The sequence below is a fragment of the Caldisphaera sp. genome, assembly GCF_049974385.1.
Classification (GTDB): domain Archaea; phylum Thermoproteota; class Thermoprotei_A; order Sulfolobales; family Acidilobaceae; genus Caldisphaera.
Map to the genome: position 1 here is coordinate 26077 of NZ_JBMFIW010000012.1, position 23484 is coordinate 49560.

The window sequence follows — 23484 nt, forward strand, 5'->3', positions numbered from 1 at the left end:
AGCTGACTATTCAGTCAATACTGACCAACCGATAAGTAAATATAGCTGCATGTTAATAGTTTGTCCATGGACAAGGAAGAGGCAATACTGGATGCCGCTATAAAGGTATTTTCCAGGGACGGCTACCAGGGAGCAACCATCGACAGAATAGCAAAGAGGGCAAGGGTAAGCAAGGGGGCTGTATTCTTCTATTATAAGAGCAAGGACGAGCTTGTGAAGAGGGCAGCACTCAGGTCTGTTCCAGTCGAGGAAATTTCCAGTGTAAACAGGAGGAGCCATGACAGCGCCAGGGACCTTTTGACCGATTTCGGCATATCGTTTTTAAGAAAATATGAGAAACCTGAGTTGAGAAACCTTCTGCTGATGACCATGTCGGCCAGGGAAAGGTACAGGCAGATTGACCTTGCGCTGAGAACCGTTTGCTTCCAAGAGATGGATAAGATGTTCTCAAAGGTTGAAGAATTTGCCGACACAGCAATACCTGTTTCCATCAGGAGGGCGTTTTTCGGCTCCCTTCTCTGCTATGTGGTGTGGTGGAATGACAATAAAATGAATCCTGAAGAATACGTGAAAACGCTTACTGACGGGATTCTCTATACAATCATGAAAAAAGTCTAACTGGAAAATTAGGTGTATATCTTTATTGCAAAGCTCCAGCTAAATTGCAGTGAAAGCAAACCCAAAAACAGGCATCAAACATGGATTTTATTGCACTAAACTCTGAAATCTTCCGTTTCAAAACTGCGCCTAGTTATTTTATTTGATTCATCAATATTCATCTGAAACTCCAGTTCCAGAAAACCGTTGTTTGACCTCATGTCAATTACCCGAACTTCCTTATATGCCGAAAGCAGCCCTCTCATAACCTCTCTTACAAATTCAGTGATTTCCCTTGATCTGCCAACACCAACCGCCCTTAAAGTATATACCGCCTTTTCTCCGTTAACCGATGCCGGTTCCAGCTCAAGCCTTTTTAACGGGAAGACCTGCACGAACACATCTTTGCTCTCCAAAATAAGTTCTATCATTGATTTATAAAATGCAGAAAAGTAATTGCCAAGCTCTTCCCCTTCCTTGAATGCAATTTGCATGAGCTGATCCCTGTCATTTAGGTAGAGCATTTTTACAATTAATTCCATCATATCCCCAGGAACCGGCACTACATCAAGGTCTTTCATCATCTTCATAATTTTTATCGTATAAGGCACTCATTCACATCTACTTTTTCATCAATGAGGTCCAGCCCGATTTTGATTATCTCATTGGTAAGGGCATAAATTGGTTTATTCTTGATTTCAGCTGCACCTGCAAGCCGTTGGGCCAGCTGCTTATCAACTGCTATGTTAGACCTTGGCACATTATCTTCTTTTTTATTCTTATTTATAATATTTGTTAACATTTTTCTGGAATTTCAATAATCGATCTAGGTTATGGTTTCCGTTAACCATGTTAACGTACGCCTTCAGGAGTTATCATCTGTCTGATGCTTAAACTCCTTGGATATAACCCTCTATCCCGTCCGCGAACGCTTCAGGGATTGCCTTTTTTATCGTATTATATGCAGCATTGAGGTCAGCATGTATGAGTGTGCCGTTATGTGATTGAAATATGCCCCTCTTTATGCACCTGCCCATGTATGTGTCATGCTGCTCAATGCTTTCACTGTCTAGGAAAGAGCATTTGCTGGTGTAGCTTTCGTCCAGCATTACCACGTCAATTCCCGCTTCCTGCCCCTTTATCTGGTTGATCAGCGTGTTGAAAGGCGTCTGAACGAAGTTCTGGTTGTTTGTTCGCCCAAGGTCTGCTTCCATCCCTGGTTGTGACCAATTACAATAGCATCGATATTTTTAGTTAAAGCATAGCTGATTATCGCCTTGCTCAGCTTGCGCATAATGTCCTTTATTTTCCTGTTTCTGTTTGCAAAGAGTTTCTTCTCTTTCTTTGTGAGCTTCCTGCCCACTCGCTTACCGCCTTCAGCCTCGCGCTATTGGACAATGATACGATGCTCCACACAGAACTGTATTTATCCACCAATGACCTGTCGACAAGCCCCCATCAACCGGTTCAAATCCATAGGTAATTATTGATTCCCTTGCCCCAAATATGCTTTCAAAAAGGTTGTCAGTCAAATAGGGCGCAATCGGGTGCAGCATCGTATCAAGCGCCCTGAGCAGCTTTCCCAGCGTCCAGTAAATTCCGTTTATCCTTTCGCTCATTTCAGGTGAATCGTCCCACAGTTCGTTCCTTATTACCGGCACATACTTCTGGCTGACTTCATCTATCAGAAATCTGTCCAGTAACCTTATCATTTCATTTGTTTTTCTCTTTTCATAAAACTCCATGTAACTTTTGGCAACTTCGCTGAGTTCACTGACTATCCATCTTTCCTTTTCAGAAATTTTGCCCCTATTTCCCTCAGACCAGCTGTAGTTATCATACTTTGCGTTTATTGAATAATATATGTGCAGGTTGTTTAGTGTGTTCAGTATCTGGTAAGGCCTTTCCATCATTTCCTTTCTGTCAAAATTAAGCGTATCTATGGGGCTTGCCTTCCACATCAAGTACAGCCTCACCAGGTCCGCCGGGTACCTGCTTAGAATGTCCTTAGCGTATACCACGTTGCCCTTGCTCTTGCTCATTTTCTCCCCCTTTTCGTCAACCACATGGCCAGTAAAGAGGAATGATTTGTATGGAGATTTGCCGTTCAGCAGCACCCCCTCGATAAGAAGAGTATATGCCCATCCCCTGGTCTGGTCTATCGCTTCCGTCAGGAACTCTGCAGGCACGATTTTGCTGTACTCTACTCTGCTCAGCGAAGCATATGGCGCGGCCCCGCTGTTGTGCCACGTATCCAGAACAAACGGCTCCCTGTACGCGCTTCCCCGGCGCTCTTTATTTTAATTAAAAATTAGAAAAACGAAATTAAATATTCAGAAAATTATTTTCATATAAGAAGAATCTATTTATTCTTGGATATTAATATACTAATAGGATTAAAAATGACACAGGAAAATATGGAAGATTTGGGAAAAGAGCTCTCAAAGTTACTAATTTTAAGAGCGAAAAAATTAGAAGACTCGCTTAAAGAAATTGTTATAGAAGTAAAGTCGGAAAATATTAATGAATTACTAAGGAATAATAAATTAGCATTTTTATATTTTACAGCTGAATGGTGTGGACCTTGTATAACATTCCTGCAAACATTTAAAGAGGTTGCTTCTCAGCATATTAGTCCCGGAGTTTTATATGGTAAAGTTGATGTAGATTCCAGTTATTCTATTGCAGATAAATATAAAGTAAAGCATATACCATCAATTATTATAATAATAAATAATGAAGTCGTAGACTCTATAGTAGGACAAACAAGCAAAGAAAAACTGGAAGAAAAAATATCTTCATACATTAAATCAATATGAGTTCTCTTCAAATAAACAGTTCTTAGTAAAGTATCTCATAATTTTCACAATTGACTATGATTATTTTCGATTTGATAAAAAATCGGTAATGTGAAAAACCATTTTCATTTGATTAGAGAGTTATAATAGATTTCTCTAAATATATTCGCAGAACATAAAAGGATCAGATACACTGATTTTATAGGTTTATTTATAATTAACCAAAATAAATATAGCTTTATTATTTTAAGCTCTAACAATTCAATATCTTAGCATAATACAGCAAGAAAGTCAAAGATTTTAAATAACTTTTAAATAATTTAAATAGCGGGGTAGAATTATGTATGAGAACAAAGAACCTAGGATATATATGGCAAATTTAGAAGAAATCATGAGTGGAGAAGCAACTGATATTTACTTCAAAAGAACTAAAGAAGTTTTAGAAAAAGCTGGACTAACTGATGTAAAGGTCAGAATGGAAGTCCATCTTTATGGTAAACCCCCAGAAGGAAGAGACTGGGCAGTTTATGCAGGCCTAGAAGAGGCTATAGCTCTTCTAAAAGACAAACCTTTTACATTATATTCTGTACCTGAAGGTACTATATTTACTAGAAAGATGCCTTTAATGATAGTAGAGGGCAAATACATAGATTTTGTATTGCTTGAGGCTCCTCTTTTAGGACTTTTAAGATTTTCTTCTAGTATTGCAACAAAAGCAGCTAGCCTAAAAAAAGTAATCGGGGACAAACTTTTACTGTTTTTTGGTATAAGAGCTCTCCATCCAGCTGTTTTCCCAGCCGCTGATAGAGCAGCCTATATTGGAGGTGCGGATTCAATAAGTGGTGTTTTGTCAGAAAAATATCTTGGCTTAAAGCCCCAAGGCACAATGCCGCATGCCTTAATTCTAGTTTTTGGAGATCAAAAAGAAGCATGGAAGTGGTTTGCAAAGGTATATGAAGGGAAAATAAATCTTGTTGCATTAACAGATACATTGGATGATGAAAGAAAAGAGGCACTAATGGCGGCACAATTATTGGGTGATAAACTTTGGGGAATAAGGTTAGATACTCCAGCTAGCAGAAGAGGTAACATGAGAGATATAGTTGAAGAAATAAGATGGACCTTAGATCTCAATGGCTTCAAGCATGTAAAGATAATTGTCAGTGGAGGTTTAGATGAAAGTAGCATTGCCAATCTTAGAGATATAGTTGATGGATTCGGAGTAGGAACTTCTATAGCCATGGCCCCAAGCGTTGATCTTAGCATGGATATAGTCGAAATAGATAGAGGAAAGGGCTGGGAGCCTTATACAAAAAGAGGGAAACTTCCAGGAGCTAAAAAAGTATATTCTTGTAAACCGCTTGAATATTACATCAAATACTGGAATGACAATGAGCTTCCAAACTGTATTAATAAAGAAGATAAGCCGATAAATTTAATGAAAAAGTATATAGATAATGGGAAACTTGTAGAAACTTTACCATCATTGAATGAAATTAGAAAATATGTTTTATCACAACTTCCTTACACAACCTAGGGGAATTTATTTGAAATATGAAGCAATGCAGGAACAAAACAAATCACAAAGATTAGAAGCTATAAGAATTTCTACATCTAGGACAATAATTTATTTTATATCTATTTTAATAAACCTCATAGCCACAATAGTTTTGGCCAGAAAGCTAATCCCAACAGATTATGCTATCTATCAATTGGCAACGAAAAGAATAATTTCTTACGCTACAATACCTTTGAGCTTATTTTCTCTATGGATATACAGATACATTGTAGAAAATCAAAGCGGAGCATACATTTCAAGCGTAGTATTTGCGTTTATTCAATGGATTTTTACATTAATAGTTGGAATCGTATTCCTTGTATTTTATTCAAAGATTAGTCTATTAACGCTAATCATAGCAGCCTTATCAATATCATTTCAATCTTTTTACTATGTCATAAGAACAGCTATAGATGCAGCAAGGCCTGTGAGGCTTTCTCTCTTAGAATTATTTTATAGATCATTGTACAGTACTCTTATCTTTATAACGCTATATCTTATATCAAATTCTTTATTACTTGCCTTTTTATCAACTTTAGTATCATTTATTATTAGTTCTATAATAGGTTTATATTGGATTAAAGAAAGAATATCAAAAGACAATACAAAAAACATAAAAAATACACTTAAAGAATGGACAATCGGATCTCACGCAACAGCTTTAGGAGTTGGATTTGGATTAATACCTTCTTTAGACGCTATGATTGCATACCCCCTTGTAGGATCATTAATCGTAGCGGCATTTTTTGTTTCTTCTTCTGTATCTACATTATTGAGAGATTCGACAAATGTTGGCCTTAGATATTTACATTCATATGTTCTAAGAACAGGAGATTTTAAAACTGCTATCAGAAATTTAGAGATCTCGTTAACCTTGGTTTTACCACTATTGGTTTATGGTATTATGTATCCTAAATATGTAATATACATATATAATCCTATTTACTCTTGGGCATCAATAGCAGTTTCGCTTTTCTTAATAACTGCCATTATTGAAATAATTAACAATGGCGTATCACAAATAGCTTCAGGAAGTATAAGGGAAAGTGGAATAAAGGCAGCCAAAGGCTTTACAAAGATGAACCTGCTTGGCGCATTGCCATCAATTGTTTATATTGGCCTACTATCTTTCGCATTTATATTATTTAGAAAAATGGGTCTCCAGGATCTTTTATTAATATGGGGTTTAGTATATTTCATAAGATATTTATTATCAGTAATAATAACTTCCTGGTATTTTATACCAAAAAATATTAACAAAAGTATTATAATACAATTAACTCCAAAATTATTATTATATATATTAATATCATCAATTTTATCTTACGCAATAAGGCCTATGGGGGCCCCTTCAGGCAGACTTTTAATTGATATAAAATACTTAGCTATTCCCGGTTTGATACAAGCTCTGATATTTTATTTAATAGTATTTTTAATTGATAAAGGAATAAGAAGAAACATAATTAATTTTTTAAATAAATTTTTGAGGAAACTATATTAATAACATCTATCCCTAAATGGTAAGATAGTTTTTATGATCTCTTTCCCGCTTTGAAAAGCAGCAGAGTGTTGTTAAGGTATTGATGGCTATTCTCTTAATGAAGCTACCTTAATTCCTCCTATGTGGGAGTAAAGTTACATTAACTTCTTATAAATAAAGTTGAACCTAAGTATATATGCATTTAACTTTTTTTAATTTAGTAATGATATAGATGTTTTCTAACTTTTCGTGAAGCATATCTTATTTAATTGTTTGCATTATCTAATATTTTTACAACAAACCTTAAGACAGCTACTTCCTTAAAGAGCAAGGTTTACCGTTTATTTTATTATAGCCTAAAAATTATCTTTACGATCTTGTACCTTCTTTTTTAATTTATCTGGCATAGATACATCTTCTTGCCTTAAACTTGTAGGTTCTTCTATTCTCATGCCAACCTTATCTTCTATAGTAATGTAATGGACTCTTAAATCATGAGGGGTTTGTCTCATTTTCTCAACAAGGACATATCTTCTTAGTTCTCCATTAATTATTCTCCTTCCAAACCTAATAATTCCATCAGCTACATGCTCTACTCCCCATCCAAACGCACTCGAAGTAGTTATTGCATACTGGCTTGTTAATAATGCAGTAAAATCCCACTTATATAGAACTCTTTTTATATTATAACTATAAACTCTTGCCATTGCTGGCTTATCTAGCCAAAATGTTGACATACTATCTATTACAAGCCTTGCCCTACCATAACCTAATTTTCTTTTTGCATCTATTATTTTCTTAACGAGTTCATCCACATCAGTTTCTGTAAGCGTCCACTCATCATTAGTTGACTTCATAAGGGCATCTATAATTATCATTTTGCTATTGTCAACAGCTTCATCCAAATTCATTCCGAACATTTTCGCTTGCCTAATTATGCTTTCTCTGCTTTCTTCTGTAGTAACGTATATTATTTTATCATTTTCTTTTATCCCTTGCCACGCATAATGTATTCCAAAAATAGTTTTTCCAGTTCCTGGTTCTCCAACTACAGCTACAAAGAAACCTCTTGGTATACCTCCAGAAACTAATTTATCGAAACCTATTACTCCTGTTGCAAGCCTTTCAATTTTAACTAAGCTCATTTTAATCGCCTTTACAATTATAAAATTCTCAAAAAACAGTTAAATTTATTTATAAAATTGTCTATTAATTTATTTTAAGCAAGTAAAACATACACTTTAATTCGATAAAATATATATAGAATCATAGCATATATAAAACGGAGCTATACTGTATTTTAATATAAGAAAAAGTTATAGAGTTTACCCACAATCTTAATTACTTGGATCTAAAAATTCCGATGAACTTTATAGTCCTTTAATAAAAAACCTTCTATATGAGAACTATACATTACTTTCTTTATTGATAAATTCTTTGTTACTTTAACATCTATTTATGTTAAAAATTTGAATCAATTTATTTTTAAAACTCTTCTTGTCTTCTAAATATATTTCCTAACCTAGGTAATTCTATAACCCCTATTTCTCTATCAACTATAATTGGTACAATATTTTCTATATCACCTAATTCCCTTGATATTGGAGATAAGTACGAGTTTTTATCCAAATTAACTACTGTACCTGTTTGATATAAACCTATAGGAGGTAATACTAATGCTATAGACCCATTCTTTAGAGGCATCTTCAATAATGCTTGTAACCTTATTTTACTACCAGATAAATTGATTTCTACGCTTGGATGTTCATGACCCATTATAATAATTTGATATTTGTCTATATTATCAATAATTTTATGGCCATGAGTTACAGCTAATCCTTCACCTAAATCTAAGTAATTTTCTTCAACTTGTATACCTAGATCCTTTAGTAAATTTGATACATACGTATCATGATTTCCTTTAACCAATATAATTTCTTTAATATTTAATTTAGCTATACTGCTCATAAATTCCAGTATTTCTGCTCTTTCTTGCCTTGTAAGCTTTTCAAATACATGCTTTAAGTCCCCTGCTATTACAATTTTTTTAAAATTATATTTATTTATTTCATTTATAATAGTTTTTGCCCTTTTCAATTGGAGTTTAGGTAAATAAACGCCTTGAGACGCCATCGCTTCTTCATACCCAAGATGTATATCACTAATTATAGCTATGCTTTCTTTTTCATACGCTAAGACTGGCAACCTATTTAATATTTTAAGTTTTTCATTGAATATCATTTTTACCCATGTAAATTGCTTTTCAAAAGTTTATAAGTTCACTTTATAAAGATCAAACCATTTTATATAGATTTAGACTTATAATATTTACTCATCAAACAAAACATGTTAAAAAATTCAAAATATATACTACAAACGTTTTTTAATTAAATTCTTAACTTTAAAATGCTGAGGGGATTAAAATGGGAGATAAAACAAAATCCATAGATAATAGTTATGCCGATGAATATGGTTCAATTATTCCTCCTATATATTTAGGTTCTGTTTATAGATATATAGATGAAGAGTTATCTAAAAAAAGTGATAGAAATATAGTAATAAAATACTACAGAGAAGAAAATCCATCTTTAAGAGTTCTTGAAAAAGTTATTGCTTCTTTAGAAGAAGCTGAAGACGCATTAGTTTTTAGTAGCGGTATGGCCGCTATTTCAACCGTAGGAATGAATTTTTTAAATAAGGGATCAAAAGTATTGCTTTTAAAGGAAATGTACGGATCTACAATACAATTTTTTGAAAATCTTTCGGATAAGTATGGGATCACACTAAAAAAGGTTTATCCTGATCATGAAAATATTATTAACGAAATAGAACGCAATAACTATGATTTAATACTAATAGAATCTATAACAAACCCAACTCTAAAAGTTTTAGATATTTCTGAAATCGGAAAGATTATAAGAAAAATAAACTCAAATATAGTAATTGATAATACATTTGCTTCTCCCATATTATTAAAACCGTCTAAATTTAGCTTCAATTTAATATTAAACAGTACAACAAAATATATATCTGGCCATAATGATAGTATGGGAGGCTCTATATCAGGAAAATCCCGTTTAATTAATGATTTATGGGAATGGAGAAGACTATTAGGAAATATGCAACAACCATTTGAGGCTTATTTAACTTTACGTGGAATAAAAACCTTACCTGTAAGGATTAAACAACAATCAGAAAATGCACAAGCTATATCTGAATTCTTACAAGATAACAGTAAAATTTTAAGGGTTTTATATCCAGGATTAAAAGATAATCCCTACAATAGCATAGCCAAAAGGCTTTTTGAAAAACCTTATTTTGGAGGAGTTTTATCATTTGAAATTAAGGGCAATATGAACGAAACCAAAGATTTTATAAAAAATCTGAAGTTAATAAAACCTTCACCAAGTTTAGGCGGAACTGAAAGCCTCATTACCTTGCCCTCAATAACAGCCTCAAGATATATTAGTGATAATGACAAAAAGGAGCTAGGTATTTCGGAAAAATTAATTAGGTTATCTGTAGGGTTAGAAGATGTTGATGATCTAATAAATGACCTAAGTCAAGCATTAAGTAAAATATGAAATCTATAAAACGAAATTTATCAATGTAAAAGCTATCAAAATTTTTTAATTAATAATTGCATAATTTTTCTAAAATTAAAAAAATTAAAGTTATACAAATTAATTTTAAATCTCCTTTTGGAATTTTAAATTTATAAATTGTATAAAATTAACAAAAATATTTGTATTTTTAATTTAATAATTACAAAAATATTAATTACTTGAAATCAATTTTTATATTTTGTTCTTTATGTCTAGTTTCTTTTATATCATCAGTGTTAATCAATACAATAGATTTTGTATTATACTTAAGTTTAGATTTAGAAAGCTCATCTATTTTACTTTTAGAACCTATTACAGCTACTATTCCTTCTACATGAGCTTGTCTTGTTATTGCTAAATCTAGCATTGAGCTTAATAGAGCTGTTTTATTTCCATCAATCATTATAATTATTATTTTACTTTTTCTTGCCACGCATTCTCTAGGCAATAGAAGAACATCAAAAAATTCTGATGTTAACTTATAGTTTTTAGATATTATGTGTTTAGAGTAAGGGCTATGAGATGCTGCACATAACTTAGCATGAAATAATGACGAGAATGTAGCTCCCAACGCTGCTGCATAACTATCTGGAGCTGTAACAACTACATTAATCTTTTCATCTTTTAAATCATCTAACGCTCTTAGGCCAGCCAATGTCATAATTCCTGGATTACTTAAAAGAGACCAAAGTTCCTCATTCTCTATGTAATATTTAGCTAAAATGTCATCTATTATATGAGTTGAACGTATCTTATTTAAGATTTTCTCTGCAGTTGTTCTTTCTGGCACTGTTCTTAGCGTTACATACCTCCATAATATCTGAGCAGGTACATTTAACCTTTCTTCTAATTCTTTAAAAGAATAAAAATATTTTAGAGCACCAAGTAACCTAAAGACCATTAATTTAACATTCTTTGATGTATCTGCTATTTCAAAAAGATTATTTTTATTCTCATTCTGAATATGCCAATTATCTTGGTTCTCAGACATAGTTTAAACGCTCTCTATTCTTCCGCTAATTATTATCATAGCAGTGCTTTTATATATTTATATTTAATTTTTAAAAAATTTTTAAAATTTTATAAAATAATTAAACAAAAAATCCTAGAAAATATAAAATATAGCAACATTAAAAAATTATACTGCAATAATTTAATTTTAGAATTCTTCTTCGCCTGATTCTTCTTCCTCTTCCTCTTCTTCCGATTCTTCTTCATCTAAGTCTTCGAATTCTTCTTCATCTAAGTCTTCGAATTCTTCTTCATCTAAGTCTTCGAATTCTTCTTCGCCTGATTCTTCTTCCTCTTCCTCTTCTTCCTTTCTAGGCATGTTCTCAACCTCTATTAGACATATTTTCAATAGAAATTAGGAATAGATATTTTACTGTCTGTTAATACAATTTTATAATATATTAGCTTAATTATTGTTTTATAAACTTACTTGAATATATGCTGTTTAATAATTTATTATAAATTTTAATAATTTATTATAAAAACTACGGGATCTAATAAAAGCATATTAATTTTATTTTTAATTAAAAAATGGGTGATCGCTATGCCAAGAAAAGCACCTACCAAGAAAATAGCCATGAAAGCATGCAAGAACTGTGGTTATTTAGTTCCAAGAGATGCAAATGTATGCCCTATTTGTGGAGGAAATAGCTTTACTGAAGATTGGGAAGGTTTATTTGTTGTCATAAGCAATGAATCAGAAATAGCCAAAGAATTGAAATTCAATAAAAAAGGAATATTCGCAATTAAAGTCTCTGGCTCTTACACAATAAAGTAAAGAGGATATTAATTATGAAATTAATTGGGTTATCAATACCTCAAAAAGTTAGGTTTGATTTTTCACAACCTAGGGGGAAATTAGTTTATGGAGAATTGAGTCAATATATAGATTCACACGATTGGAAAAAAATTATATGCGTGGGTGATGTTGTTACTTATTATTGCCTAAAGGCTAAACGAAAACCGGACATAATTATAATTGATGGCAAAACTCTTAGAAGCAAAGAAGGATTTTCATTAAATTCTAATGAACTTGAACAATATTCTTTTATAAATATAAAAAATCCAGCAGGTTTATTAACATATGATAATTTAGATATCTTATGCAAAATGGCAAATGAAAACATAAAAATATTGATTTATGTAGATGGCGAGGAAGATATTTTAGCGATGCCAATACTTTCGTGCGCTCCTGATAATTCTTTAGTAATATATGGAATACCTAATAAAGGTGCTGCATTGGTAAATATAAGCAAATACATTAGAAGAGAACTGCAAAATAAAATTTTATCATTAAAGCCGTTGGCAACAGTCCAATAAACAGTGAAGCTTATATATCTTAAATACAACATTTATCATACTAAGAGACTCTAAGACATAAGGAAGTAAGCCTAAGTTTTACATCTAAGCCCCAGATCTAGATGGGTTTCCCGAAAAGTAGGTAAGGAATTTTAGGTGTGAGAAATGTGGATTCACTCTGGATAAACAGTTGGGAACATCATTAAAAATTTACCTCAAGATATGCAGGTTTTCCCATATACATGGAATTCCATGTATATGGGTTGGGATTATCCCGCTAAAGAGGAAGAGAAGGAAGAAAAAAGAAGTTATGCACCGTAACCTTGGTGAAACCCAAGGTCTGAGAATTGAATATAAATTCATAAAAATTCTATTAAGCCTAAATCCTAAATTGGTTTTACAATATAAAATTTTTTGAATTTTAAATTATTTTTTAGCTTTCTACTTCATATTTCTTTAAAGATAAATTTTGGTGTGTTTTATAAAATTTATCCGACCCACTTATACAGAAACACTATAACACTATAGAAATAAACTGAATTTCCATTGTTCACGTTTATTGGGTTTGAAACAAATATTGCAACAGGAACAAATTGATGTAATGGAGTTGGTGTAACGGGCTCTGGAACGAAACCTGATGATGTTGCGTAAGCTATGGCCGTTGGTGTAAAGTTTGTAGCATTTTTGAGGAATTCAGCTCCTTGACCAAATACTCCATATTGCTTTAGACTTGCAATACCATTTAACATCATACTATAAAGTAAAGTGTTTAGTACATTTGTGACATTTTGTGATGGAGATCCAACAAATCCTGGGAACTGTACAAATGTTGCGCCTTGATATGTTGTTTCAGATGTATAGTTTGTAAATAATGGAGAAGATAAAAATGGATTTACCTTGTATGCAATTCTAAGCATTTGATATGACTTTGCTATATCTCCCATACCATAGGTTATTGCATAAAATTGGGCATTTGGACTCAAAGTTATTATATTTGGATATGGAAACATTATAACTTGTCCTGTTGAATTTTGATATTCTCCAACAAAAACATCATATGATAATAGATAAGTATTATTTGGTTTAGCATGTAAATAGTTTAACAAAGCAGATGCCTCATCTTCATTTCCTGTTAAAATGCTAGCTAAAACTTGAATCTGAGTACCATTTAAAGTAGCTCCATCAGCTACTGTTGTTCTGTTAGAATTAACTGTAATCCAATATCCATAATCCCACCAACTTATTACAAGGGCATTGCTGCTTGTGTTTTCTTTAAGATAGTTTAATGCATTGGTCCAAGCATTGTTTAATGGTACAACAACTTTTGCTCCTGTAGGCGTTTGTAAAGTTAGAGGCTGCATCCAACCAGTACTTAATGCAGGTGCCATGTATTGCATTGTTGCATAATCTTGATACCCGTAATATATTCCGAAACCTACAATAATTATACCTAATAGTATTGCAACTATTATTGCTGTCTGATCTATTTCAGTATTCTTGCTTACTTGTTTTCCTTTCTTATAAGTCACTTCTTTTTTAAACATCAAAAATACTCCAATAGTTATTCCGGCTGTAATATCGAAGAAATAGTTTGCAGAAGCTAAGAAATACGATTCATTAATATTCCCATACAAAAATAAAAACGCTGCTACAAAAAATGCTAGCATTAATGTTTCAGCTGGTACACCTATTCTTTTTTTAGCTAAATAATAAATTAATGCTATTAGCCCTATTGAAGAGACGAATATAACAGGTCCGTATGATTGAAATATTGATGTCAAATTGGTTCCTGAATATTCTGCTACAGTAAGGGCTATAACTGATGATGTTGGTGTAACGCCAAGTGCTAATAAAACTCTTGATGGGAAAGATAATATATCTGAATAAATAGCTGCTCCTATTATAGCTATTCCTGCAATAATGATCCAAATATGAACTTTATAGCTAAAACTTTTTGTTATGCCAATTTTGTTTAAAGGTATTTTATCAAGATACGATTCTATTAAATAAACTACTAATAATATAGGTATTGTGAGTCCTAAACTTTTAGTGAAGTAGTGTAAACCTGCAGCTGGTGATAATATTACAGGTATCGCAAACCCAATTGAAAGGAATAAATGTTTAATCCAATTATTAAAGTTAGGCTTTGATATAAAGGGATCTAATATTAAAATTAACGATATTAAAAGCGTTATATAATCATATCCTCCCCACATCCATGAGACCGCTCCAGCAATTAATCCTCCAACAAATAAATAGATAAGAGATCTGATTCTTTTAAATGACTTATATCCTAGTGCAAAGAAAAGGAACGCAAGAGAAAAGAATGCAAGTCCCGCATTAGTTTTACCAGGATAATCTGCAAAAGCCTTAAATAAGAAAGCTCCAGGATAAAATGCAAATGCAAATGAAGATATGAGACCTGCAAGTCTTGAATTGGTTAATTTCCATATAGCAAAGAAAAGTGATATTGTGCTTAATCCTGCCATAAATACAGGTTGCAAAGCAAGCGTTTGTATAACATCAAGGCCAAACTTACTTGTTACATATTTTGTAATAAATGCTATGAGCATGGCTCCTCCTATATATTCGGTCTTTAAGAAATTTCTGCCCCATGGGTACCAAAACAGTTTAACATCTGTTAAGCCAGCTAAATTAAAACCATTATGATAAAAATAGTTAGATAACCAATATAAGATCCATGGATCATTACCATTTAATACGCTTATACCATAAAGTTTAGCAGGTATTAGCCTAATATATACTGTTATAGCAGTGATCAAAATCGCGAAGACTATCGATAATATTGTACCCAACTTTTTATCTAATAATTCCATAAAACTTTTAGGCATAGATTTTTGCTCTTTTTTACTAGCTTTACTCAACTCCTTCTCACTCTCTAACCAGTTAATATTAATTTAAATTGACTGGACTATATATAATTTATTTTTTATTTCCTATTTGGGCTGATATTAAAATTTAATAAAATATTATAATTTTAATCTAATATATTAATTAATATAAATGATATCTATTAAATAAATAAGGTTTAATTTTCTAAAATTTAATAAAATTATATTCTATATATAATATTTATAATATATATATTTATATAGATCTACGTCGAAAAATTTATAAACTAGATAGATTTTAAAAGAATTGGGTAGATAATATGAGCAATCCGTTTAAGCCTTTAGACGAGAAAAAATTAAGTTGGTTTCATTTTAAGTCTCTTATAACAACGGGTATGGGAGTTTTCACAGATGGTTATGACTTGTCATCTATTGGAATAGTGTTATTATCAGTATTGTCATCTTTTGGGATAAACTCAAAGAATCCTAACTATGTTTTATATGTTTCTTTAATATCTGGTGCTGCATTAATGGGAGCTGCAGTTGGGGCAATTATATTTGGAATTTTATCCAACAAAGGAAGGAAAACATTTTATGGTGTAGACGTTGCTATACTAACTATTGGGGCATTATTACAAGCTTTTGTAAAATCTCCAGAAGAACTTATCATTGCTAGGCTGATACTTGGCATTGGCGTAGGAGCAGATTACGTATTATCTCCTATTATAATGACGGAGCATTCTAACGCCAAAGATAGAGGTAAAATATTAGCTTTAGGATTTGGTCTGATGTGGGGGTTTGGAGCAACAACTGGTGCAATAATATATTTAACATTATCTTATTTGGGACTTAATTCGATGCTAATATGGAAAATAGTTTTAGCTGCAGGTGCTATTCCAGCAGCATCAGTAATATATTTAAGGAGAAAAATACCGGAAACTGCTAGATTTTTAGGAAGAATTAAAGGTGACGTAAAAGGCTTTAAAGAAGTAATAAGTGAAGTAACTGGTAGTTCAATAAATATAAACAGCAATTTAAAAGATGAAAAATCTTCTTTTTATTACTTTAAAAAATATTGGAGATATTTCTCAGCAGCAGCTCTAATATGGTTTTTATATGATATAGTAGTATACTCAGGGATAATGTTTGGCCCTTCACTAATAGCATCAAAACTTGGGTTAAATTCTGGAACTTTTCAGATAGTTAATGAGGCATTATTTGTAATTCCTGGAGGATTAATTGCACTAGGATTAATAGATAAAGTAGGAAGAAAGCCATTACAAATATATGGATATATCGGGATGGCAGTATCTCTATTGGGATTTGCAATCTATGAACATTTGACCGGCTCATCGCATGGATTTTCTCCATTATTAGCACTGCTTCTTTATGGCGGCTATAATTTAGCTAATCAAGCAGGACCAGGATCAATTAGCGGCACTGGAATATTTGCTGTAGAACTGGCACCAACAAAAGTAAGAGGAACAGTTCAATCAATTGCAGTTGCTTCTGGCAGAATAGGAGCTACTTTAACTTCATTTGTATTTCCAGCACTGTTTGTAAAATATGGTCAGTTCTTTGCTGTTGGTTTTCTATCTGCAACAGCTATACTAGCAGCAATTGTAACTTTAGTATTAGTTCCAGAAACAAAAGCGAAACCATTAGAAGAAATAACCAAAGAAGTTGAAGAAATGAATATTTTATCAAAAGAATTTGGGGGAATAATAAAGGAATAAATATGTTTTTATTTAAAATTATATTTTTAATTGTGGGCGCAAAAATTTATTGGTTAATAAGAATGCTTAATGTTTAACTATACGTTAACAAATTAATACTCTGGCATAGATGTTATAGCTTGCCATCAAATAATTAGCAAGCAGAGGGAATATTCATGAAGCTATTAATAGCACTAGGAGGGAATGCCATACTAAGAAAAGGGGATAAAGGTAGTGTAGATGATCAATGGAAAAATATAAATAATGCCGTAGAAATAATAGCTAAGTCAATTGAAAGTGAAGACAATATGGTCATAACTCATGGAAATGGACCTCAAGTTGGTTATCTTCTTGAAATGATGCATTCTATGAATTCAGAAAGAGCATTGACTATAGATATAGCGGATGCAATGACTCAAGGATGGATTGGGTATATGCTACAGCAATCATTTTCAAATTATTTAAAGGATAGAAAAACAATTTCTGTATTAACTAGAACCTTGGTATTAGATAACGATAAGGAGTTTTCTAATCCAACCAAATATGTTGGAAGTTATTTTACAAGAGATCAAGCAGAAAGGCTCTCCAAAGAATTTGGTTGGGTTTTCAAGGAAGACCCTAGAGGAGGTTATAGGAGAGTCGTGCCAAGTCCAATGCCAGTTGATATATTGGAAATTGATATTATAAAAAAATTGTTAGATGAAAAATATGTAGTTATAGCTGCAGGAGGGGGAGGAATTCCTGTTATAAAACGTAAAGATAGTTATATTCCTGTAGAAGCAGTAATTGATAAGGATTTAGCTAGTTCATTATTAGCTACAAAAATTAAGGCCGATAAATTTATAATATTAACTGACGTAAAAGGAGTTGCAATAAATTATGGTAAAAAAGATGAAATATGGCTAGAAAAAGTTAGTGTTAGCGAGTTACACGATTTGTATAAAAAAGGAATGTTTCCAGAAGGATCTATGGGTCCAAAAGTATTAGCTTCTATAAAGTTTGTTGAATCAACTAATGGAATTGCAATTATAGGAGATTTAGATGATGCTCGTAATGTGATAAAAGGTTTATCTGGAACTGTTATAGTTCCTTAAACCCTCTTTGAGACTTTAGACCGAGTTTTCTATAAGGGCAGTCTTTCCAATAATTTTCGCATTTATTCACTTTACTCTTTGTTATCAGAGAATCTATGGCTCTGCACCTTACATAATAGTTCCCGTTACTTTCTAATACGCTAAAGAACTCGCATTCTGAAGAAGGTTTATAACTAAGCATGTATATAGGCTCAAATACCGTCTTTATTTTGTTTTCTTTAGACATTTTTCCACCATAGTTCTCTCTGTAAGCAAAAAGTATATAGTTTTAGACTTGGTATATTAATAAAATTGCTTAGAAAGAAATATTAACTTAGATTTTCTTGATTAAATGTTTTAAATAAATTCAGATAGCTTTCTCTTCTTTAAACTATATTCTAATAGATAGCTCTCTTTTAGCACATAATTTGGATCTGCTTTAAGCCAATTACTTGCATATTTGTTGATCTCTTTTATATCATTAGTCTTAAATTTGTAGCCTTTAATTAAAGAGTTTCTTACAGTCTCTCTTATATGCCAGTTTCCTACAGGGGCATAATAAGATGAGAGTATTTCTCTTAAAATAACTATGCTTGCCTTTCTTTTTGTGTTAAAAAGATGTTCTAATACAGCAAGTCTCGCGGCAGAAAATCCGCCATCTAAAGTGGAAACCCTTCCTAACGCATCTTCTTCAACCTTACTTATAACAGGTTTCTCGGCATATTTAGTCCATATTGATAACGGATGCCATATTTCGATCCATTCAAATTCTATATCCCCCGGTAATAATATTATTAAAAATCTATTACTTAAATATTCACCTTCATATATTTCATATTGATTTATTTCATTAAATCCTCTGACATGTTTCCTTAAATATTTGGAAATAGTATCATCAACTGCTGTTATCGACCATCTTGTTGGTACAAGCCTCCTTTGTTTTATCTTTCCTAAAAAACCCAAGCTTAACATATTTTGCAAAATATAAACATCAACTCCCTCCTTATATAAGTTCCATAAAGCATTTTCTGCTTTTAGATCATCCCATATTATTTTTTCAGAAGCTTGACTTAATTTAGGGTTACTCCTTACAATTATTTTTTCAGCAGGAGCTCTGGGACCAACTGGTTTTGTTATACCATCAAATGATAGTTTTGGCAATGGATATCTTTTGAGTATTACTTCACTGTCAACAGGCCTTTCAGAAATTATCGCTAATCCTATTTCGTTCTGATATAATTCCCAGGGTCTATTTATATCAACGGCTATGATAGCTGATACGAGTTCACTTCTCATTTTTATTATATTTTCTAGAGGCTCCTTTTTAATTGACCATAGAATTGGATTATCTCTATACTTGGCTTCATCCCCATTTAACCCTGGAGGTATCATGTAATGAAATAAAACTTTTGGATACCCATATTCACCTATAAGACCACTTGGAGGAGTTGATCCTCCAGCATTTTTATCAACTATTTTCAGAGAAGAATTTACTTGAGATCTAAATTCTTCTAGTATAGGGCATTTTGGCAGCCCGCAGAGTTTTTTGTATCCCTTGCATCTGGCGCATAATTCAGCCGGTATTCTTGCCACTAAGAAGCACCTTATACGCTTTAGTTCCATTTTTAATAATAGTTAATAAAACTTTAAAGGGATTTCTATTTATTTTTAATAAACAACAGTTATTAAGTATTAAGAAGGTTTAGTATTTCATTAGGTGTTAAATCTTTAACCCTTTTTCCTTTAACATTAAATTCTATAAGATTTTCTTTATCGATACATGTTTTTATAACCTTTTCAGCTTTTTTATTTCGTTGAGAAAACAAGCAAGAAGTTAATTTTTCTAGCTTAGTAAAATTCTCATTCCATAGATCTTTCCTCTCTAAAACTATTATTAGGCTATCAACTTTAGGTTTTGGGAAAAATTTTTCCGATGGTATGTATCCAACTATTTTTGTTTTAAAAAGGAGTTGTATAATTATGCTTAGCCTACCATAACTCTCTTCTCCTGGATTTGCTGTTATTCTTTTACCAACTTCTTTTTGCATTCCTAATACAGCATATTTTATATTATTATTTTTTGCAAGAGTTATTAATATTTTTGAAGTTATATTATATGGCATATTAGATACTAAAATAGGTATTTTTGTTGAATCTACAAAGCTGGCTCCATCGCCTATTATAAATTCTACATTATGCGGTAAAAAATTTCTTACGTAAGAAAGCCTTCTATCTATTTCTATTGTTATAATTCTTTTTGCAAGAATAGATAATGGTATAGTGATAGATCCTATACCGGTTCCAACCTCAAGAAAATCGTAGTTTTTAAATTGAAGTAACTGATCATAAAAAAATTTTATCGAATTACAATCGAGTAAAAAATGCTGAGAAATTCTTTTAATGAGTTTAATTTTAATTCTTTTTTCAAAATTATTACATATAGAATAAAATTCTTTTAATTCCATTAATTTACTCCTCAGCTTTATTTTGTTTTTTGATAAAGACTTTTTCTCATTAACTCTAAATAATTTAAAAACAAAATGTTAGGTTCTTTAGGTTCAATAAATAAATAATATTTTGGTTGGTTTGTAATTTCATCTATAATTTTATCAGCTAAAATATCAACAGGATCAACCTTTAATATTTTTTTGATTTCATCAAAGCTACTAAATTTTTTACTTTGCCTAGCTTCAAGGAGTGATTTAAGTGTTTTCTTGCCAACGCCTCTTAGTAGCTCAATGGAATGTAATCTTATGTTTATTGGCTCAGCTATATTAAAGAATTCAACAAAGAGTTTTTCATTTTTCCTTATAATTAGTTTAATAGCTTCTGGTAAAGTTCTTTTTGCTATTTCCGATAAATCTTTATAAGATATAGGTGTTCTTGGTACTGCTAAAATTTTTTCAGAAAGACCTCTCTCTTTAGCAACCTTTGAAAGGTCAGAGGGATTTTTTAAATAAACTAGCCCGCTATTTGGATCGGAAAGTGATATATCTATCAAATCTGATATTCTTTGAGAAACAGGAAATATTGTAGTACAATATATTCTTTTATCAGCTCCTGGTATACAAGCTAATGAGACATCAAATGTTTTGAACTTTTTACCCATAGGGTCTAAAGGTTCGTTTACTGATTTTACTGTCTCTCTTGCTAACGTAACCACATCTAAAGATTCTAGCTTATGTCCTAAAGGAATACCATCTAGTATAGTAAACTTTCTCACTCCAATAGCTTGAGCTATAGGCTTTTCTTTATGCCATGGGTGCGGATCCATATAGTAACCATTATCCATATAGTCTAATATAACTGCCTCTATTTCTACTCCTGCTATATGTTCCCCTTCTCTTTTCTGTGGAGCCCTCTGACCTTCCATTAAATCTCACTCCCTTCTATATTTTTAAAGATGTTCCATCCTATTTATATTCTTCAATGGTATTATAGAGATTTGGGTTTATGATGAAAATAAATCTTTGCTTTTAATAAAAAGATTTGAAATATAAAGAAGTAAATATAGAAAATAATTATGTTATAAATTTTTACAATAAATATTTTTACTTTAAGGCTGGAAAATATTGGTCTTTATTTTTTATAAGAGTTAAGAAGCCAGCAATATTTAAGGATAGCTTTTTATTAATTAGATTGGATTGAGCTGTATGCCTAGGAAAAAAGTTAAAAGCAATACTGAAAGTAAAGAAAAGAACAATAAAATTCACGAAAATAAAAAGAAATTGCAGAAAAAAGCAAAACTCAGTGATGAGGAGTTTAATAACTTTGTAAGTAATATTTCAAATGAAATAATTGATAGATTTGGACTTGATTTAATTAATTTAACCTCTGATGATATAAAGGATTTGGTTGAAGAAATAATAACTTCTATAGTAGAATCTAGGGTTACCAAGCCTACAGAAGAATCTTTAATGAAAAAATTCATAAACTTAAAAGATCAATTTATGAAAGTGATCGCAGGCAGGCTAATTGAAAGAGATGAGATAAATTCCAGAGATAGGATTGAATTTTTAATAGCATATGCACCAGAGCTAGCTGCAAAGAGTGCACCTAGACTTTATAAAATAGCTAAGAAAATTAATGCGTCAGATTTAATAGACAATTTAAGGCAGCTTTATAACGCTTATGGCAATCCAACACCAATAAGATGCCCTGTTTGTGGTTTTAATTCTGTTATACAGGATATGACTTGCATGGTTTGTGGCGCTGTTCTTGATGAGAAAGATATAAAAAAAGATATAAACTTAAAGGAGCAATTATTAAAACTGAGAAAAATTTATAATGATAGATTATTAGAAGAAATAGTAAGTTCAGGTTATATCATTTATGATGGAGAAATAAAACCCCCAAGTTTGCAAGAAAAAGATAAAATAAGTGTTAAACTTCATTTAAATAAAGAAGAAAGAGAAATTTTATTGAATTTATTAAGAGACAACGCTTAACGTTACATCAATATTTTTTAAGTTTAATTTATTACATGTATTGCAAATTTCATTATCTGAAAACCCTCCACAAATTTTGCATTTAGTTTTTGCTAGTTTGTTTGCAGCATAGTTAAATCTTTCAATAATTCTTTGGCTACCAAAGTCAAGTTCAGGTCTTGAACCTGCAATTGAGTAAAATATGTTTTTTGATTTTATATAAGTAAGGCACAAAGGATTTATTTTTATTCCTGATATAAATTCATAAGAGGCTAGCATTTCTCCTTCAATGCCTGAAAAAGGATAAAATATTTTTATACCATTGTTATCTAAAAATTCAAGGGATTCAGAAATAAATTCAATTCTTCCATTTAATAAGGAGTCTAATAAGATTAAAGATATGTCTGTTCTTGTTATAGGCAATGCAATGAAATTATAACCTAAGGCTTTAGCTGCTTTTATTGACCAAGCTCTTTCATATCTTAGACATTCAATTAGTGATAGCCTATCTGGGGGCTTTATGCTAATCTTAGCAATAAATATATCGACTTTATTGTCCAAAAAAATTTTTATTTCTTCTATGTTATAATTATTTGGTATGATTATGGCTATTTTTGATTTGAATTGTTTCTCTATTCTATATAGGATATTAGATAATACAACTGAAGAACTTGGAGAAAAATATGTTATCGGTATAACAATTTTGCTATCCATACTTAAAATCTTGATTTTGTTTATTACTCTCTTAACTCCTTTTTCAATTACATTGTTTAAGCATTTTGCACAAATATACTCACCGCTATATGCTCTATAATAAATTGCGGGTCTTTTCTTACATATTGAGCATATTTTGTTTATTTTTTCTACCAATTTTCTTCTTCCACCCCAGCTTTTCTCAATTAAAGAAAAATATTCTAGAGCTTGAAATGTTAATCTTTTTTATTATATAGATAAGGTAGGAAGGGGTTTGGGCTTCATTGAATTTTCATGAATTTGTATCTAATTCTCAGCCCTTGGGCTTCACCAGGGTCACGGGATAACCCGAACCCACACCCGCGGTATTTCACGT

Annotated in this window: 26 protein-coding genes and 1 pseudogene; 11 read left to right on the top strand and 16 right to left on the bottom strand. The window is 31.6% G+C overall.

From position 1 onward, the window contains the following. Window positions 1–66 precede the first annotated feature (66 nt). Entirely contained in the window at window positions 67–618 is a 552-nt protein-coding gene (locus ACP5GV_RS04405) for a TetR/AcrR family transcriptional regulator (protein WP_428102478.1), read from the top strand. 95 nt (window positions 619–713) lie between these two features. Here ACP5GV_RS04405 and ACP5GV_RS04410 read toward each other — a convergent pair whose 3' ends face one another. From ACP5GV_RS04410 to ACP5GV_RS04435, 6 genes and pseudogenes are all read right to left on the bottom strand, one after another. Further along, window positions 714–1208 carry a hypothetical protein gene (locus tag ACP5GV_RS04410; protein ID WP_428102481.1) on the bottom strand — a complete coding sequence of 165 codons (495 nt, stop codon included), beginning with the start codon at window positions 1206–1208 and terminating at the stop codon, window positions 714–716. Further along, entirely contained in the window at window positions 1193–1399 is a 207-nt protein-coding gene (locus ACP5GV_RS04415) for a hypothetical protein (RefSeq protein WP_428102484.1), read from the bottom strand. The genes ACP5GV_RS04410 and ACP5GV_RS04415 overlap by 16 nt, the downstream gene beginning before the upstream one ends. A gap of 88 nt (window positions 1400–1487) precedes the next feature. Next, window positions 1488–1811 (bottom strand): zinc ribbon domain-containing protein, encoded by a 324-nt coding sequence (locus tag ACP5GV_RS04420; protein ID WP_428102486.1) that lies wholly within the window; start codon window positions 1809–1811, stop codon window positions 1488–1490. Next, on the bottom strand, window positions 1748–1891 hold the full coding sequence (locus ACP5GV_RS04425) for a hypothetical protein (RefSeq protein WP_428102518.1): 144 nt from the start codon (window positions 1889–1891) through the stop codon (window positions 1748–1750). The genes ACP5GV_RS04420 and ACP5GV_RS04425 overlap by 64 nt, the downstream gene beginning before the upstream one ends. A gap of 82 nt (window positions 1892–1973) precedes the next feature. After that, on the bottom strand, window positions 1974–2489 hold the full coding sequence (locus tag ACP5GV_RS04430; RefSeq protein ID WP_428102520.1) for a class I tRNA ligase family protein: 516 nt from the start codon (window positions 2487–2489) through the stop codon (window positions 1974–1976). After that, window positions 2478–2870 (bottom strand): annotated as a pseudogene (locus ACP5GV_RS04435) (class I tRNA ligase family protein); the annotation flags it as partial. The gene ACP5GV_RS04430 and the pseudogene ACP5GV_RS04435, both read right to left, overlap by 12 nt. Window positions 2871–2999: 129 nt before the next feature. Here ACP5GV_RS04435 and ACP5GV_RS04440 point away from each other — a divergent pair. The 3 genes from ACP5GV_RS04440 to ACP5GV_RS04450 all read left to right on the top strand — a co-directional run bounded on the left by ACP5GV_RS04440 (window position 3000) and on the right by ACP5GV_RS04450 (window position 6454). After that, the gene (locus ACP5GV_RS04440) at window positions 3000–3416 is read left to right on the top strand and encodes a thioredoxin domain-containing protein (protein WP_292319822.1); all 417 of its coding nucleotides are present in this window, start codon (window positions 3000–3002) and stop codon (window positions 3414–3416) included. Window positions 3417–3735: 319 nt separating this feature from the next. Next, window positions 3736–4932, top strand: a complete 1197-nt coding sequence (locus ACP5GV_RS04445) for a nicotinate phosphoribosyltransferase (protein WP_428102488.1) — start codon at window positions 3736–3738, stop codon at window positions 4930–4932. Window positions 4933–4942: 10 nt separating this feature from the next. Beyond that, complete coding sequence (locus ACP5GV_RS04450) at window positions 4943–6454, top strand: hypothetical protein (protein WP_428102491.1); 1512 nt, start codon at window positions 4943–4945, stop codon at window positions 6452–6454. Window positions 6455–6789: 335 nt separating this feature from the next. Here the strand turns inward: ACP5GV_RS04450 and ACP5GV_RS04455 are convergent, their stop codons facing one another. Both ACP5GV_RS04455 and ACP5GV_RS04460 read right to left on the bottom strand, forming a co-directional pair. Then, window positions 6790–7578, bottom strand: a complete 789-nt coding sequence (locus ACP5GV_RS04455; protein ID WP_428102493.1) for a KaiC domain-containing protein — start codon at window positions 7576–7578, stop codon at window positions 6790–6792. Window positions 7579–7918: 340 nt separating this feature from the next. Further along, window positions 7919–8674 (bottom strand): metallophosphoesterase, encoded by a 756-nt coding sequence (locus ACP5GV_RS04460; protein WP_428069888.1) that lies wholly within the window; start codon window positions 8672–8674, stop codon window positions 7919–7921. A 182-nt stretch (window positions 8675–8856) separates the two neighbouring features. Between ACP5GV_RS04460 and ACP5GV_RS04465 the strand changes: the two genes are divergently transcribed. After that, a complete protein-coding gene (locus ACP5GV_RS04465) occupies window positions 8857–10017 on the top strand; it encodes a cystathionine gamma-synthase family protein (protein WP_428102495.1) in 1161 nt (386 codons plus the stop codon). A 196-nt stretch (window positions 10018–10213) separates the two neighbouring features. On the opposite strand, the gene ACP5GV_RS04470 is transcribed toward ACP5GV_RS04465, so the two are convergent. Both ACP5GV_RS04470 and ACP5GV_RS04475 read right to left on the bottom strand, forming a co-directional pair. Next, the gene (locus tag ACP5GV_RS04470) at window positions 10214–11029 is read right to left on the bottom strand and encodes a hypothetical protein (protein WP_428102497.1); all 816 of its coding nucleotides are present in this window, start codon (window positions 11027–11029) and stop codon (window positions 10214–10216) included. A gap of 168 nt (window positions 11030–11197) precedes the next feature. Then, window positions 11198–11368 (bottom strand): hypothetical protein, encoded by a 171-nt coding sequence (locus tag ACP5GV_RS04475; RefSeq protein ID WP_428102499.1) that lies wholly within the window; start codon window positions 11366–11368, stop codon window positions 11198–11200. A 225-nt stretch (window positions 11369–11593) separates the two neighbouring features. Here ACP5GV_RS04475 and spt4 point away from each other — a divergent pair, with 225 nt between their 5' ends. The 3 genes from spt4 (at window position 11594) to ACP5GV_RS04490 (ending at window position 12766) form a co-directional block, all read left to right on the top strand. Next, a complete protein-coding gene (spt4, locus tag ACP5GV_RS04480; protein WP_292319810.1) occupies window positions 11594–11827 on the top strand; it encodes a transcription elongation factor subunit Spt4 in 234 nt (77 codons plus the stop codon). Window positions 11828–11841: 14 nt separating this feature from the next. Next, the gene (locus ACP5GV_RS04485; RefSeq protein WP_428069882.1) at window positions 11842–12369 is read left to right on the top strand and encodes a GTP-dependent dephospho-CoA kinase family protein; all 528 of its coding nucleotides are present in this window, start codon (window positions 11842–11844) and stop codon (window positions 12367–12369) included. 169 nt (window positions 12370–12538) lie between these two features. Continuing rightward, window positions 12539–12766: a hypothetical protein gene (locus ACP5GV_RS04490; RefSeq protein WP_428102502.1), complete on the top strand. Its 228-nt coding sequence runs from the start codon at window positions 12539–12541 to the stop codon at window positions 12764–12766. Window positions 12767–12836: 70 nt separating this feature from the next. Here the strand turns inward: ACP5GV_RS04490 and ACP5GV_RS04495 are convergent, their stop codons facing one another. Then, window positions 12837–15233 carry a hypothetical protein gene (locus ACP5GV_RS04495; RefSeq protein ID WP_428102504.1) on the bottom strand — a complete coding sequence of 799 codons (2397 nt, stop codon included), beginning with the start codon at window positions 15231–15233 and terminating at the stop codon, window positions 12837–12839. A gap of 287 nt (window positions 15234–15520) precedes the next feature. Here ACP5GV_RS04495 and ACP5GV_RS04500 point away from each other — a divergent pair, with 287 nt between their 5' ends. Together ACP5GV_RS04500 and arcC are read left to right on the top strand one after the other, a co-directional pair. Beyond that, window positions 15521–16936 carry an MFS transporter gene (locus ACP5GV_RS04500; RefSeq protein ID WP_428102506.1) on the top strand — a complete coding sequence of 472 codons (1416 nt, stop codon included), beginning with the start codon at window positions 15521–15523 and terminating at the stop codon, window positions 16934–16936. Window positions 16937–17091: 155 nt separating this feature from the next. Then, on the top strand, window positions 17092–18009 hold the full coding sequence (gene arcC / locus ACP5GV_RS04505) for a carbamate kinase (protein ID WP_428102509.1): 918 nt from the start codon (window positions 17092–17094) through the stop codon (window positions 18007–18009). Here arcC and ACP5GV_RS04510 read toward each other — a convergent pair. From ACP5GV_RS04510 to ACP5GV_RS04525, 4 genes are all read right to left on the bottom strand, one after another. Then, window positions 17996–18235, bottom strand: coding sequence for a hypothetical protein (locus ACP5GV_RS04510; protein ID WP_292320878.1), 240 nt, complete (start codon window positions 18233–18235; stop codon window positions 17996–17998). The two genes, arcC and ACP5GV_RS04510, sit on opposite strands and share 14 nt — an antisense overlap. A 110-nt stretch (window positions 18236–18345) precedes the next feature. Then, window positions 18346–19581, bottom strand: coding sequence for an Nre family DNA repair protein (locus tag ACP5GV_RS04515; RefSeq protein ID WP_428102511.1), 1236 nt, complete (start codon window positions 19579–19581; stop codon window positions 18346–18348). Window positions 19582–19673: 92 nt separating this feature from the next. Next, a complete protein-coding gene (gene rsmA / locus ACP5GV_RS04520) occupies window positions 19674–20453 on the bottom strand; it encodes a 16S rRNA (adenine(1518)-N(6)/adenine(1519)-N(6))-dimethyltransferase RsmA (RefSeq protein WP_428069932.1) in 780 nt (259 codons plus the stop codon). Window positions 20454–20470: 17 nt separating this feature from the next. After that, a complete protein-coding gene (locus ACP5GV_RS04525) occupies window positions 20471–21361 on the bottom strand; it encodes a DUF655 domain-containing protein (RefSeq protein ID WP_428069930.1) in 891 nt (296 codons plus the stop codon). 271 nt (window positions 21362–21632) lie between these two features. On the opposite strand from ACP5GV_RS04525, the gene ACP5GV_RS04530 reads away from it, so the two are divergent. Further along, window positions 21633–22436 carry a hypothetical protein gene (locus tag ACP5GV_RS04530; RefSeq protein WP_428090621.1) on the top strand — a complete coding sequence of 268 codons (804 nt, stop codon included), beginning with the start codon at window positions 21633–21635 and terminating at the stop codon, window positions 22434–22436. Here ACP5GV_RS04530 and ACP5GV_RS04535 read toward each other — a convergent pair. Continuing rightward, entirely contained in the window at window positions 22419–23285 is an 867-nt protein-coding gene (locus ACP5GV_RS04535; RefSeq protein WP_428102514.1) for a hypothetical protein, read from the bottom strand. The genes ACP5GV_RS04530 and ACP5GV_RS04535 overlap by 18 nt on opposite strands. Window positions 23286–23484: the final 199 nt, after the last annotated feature.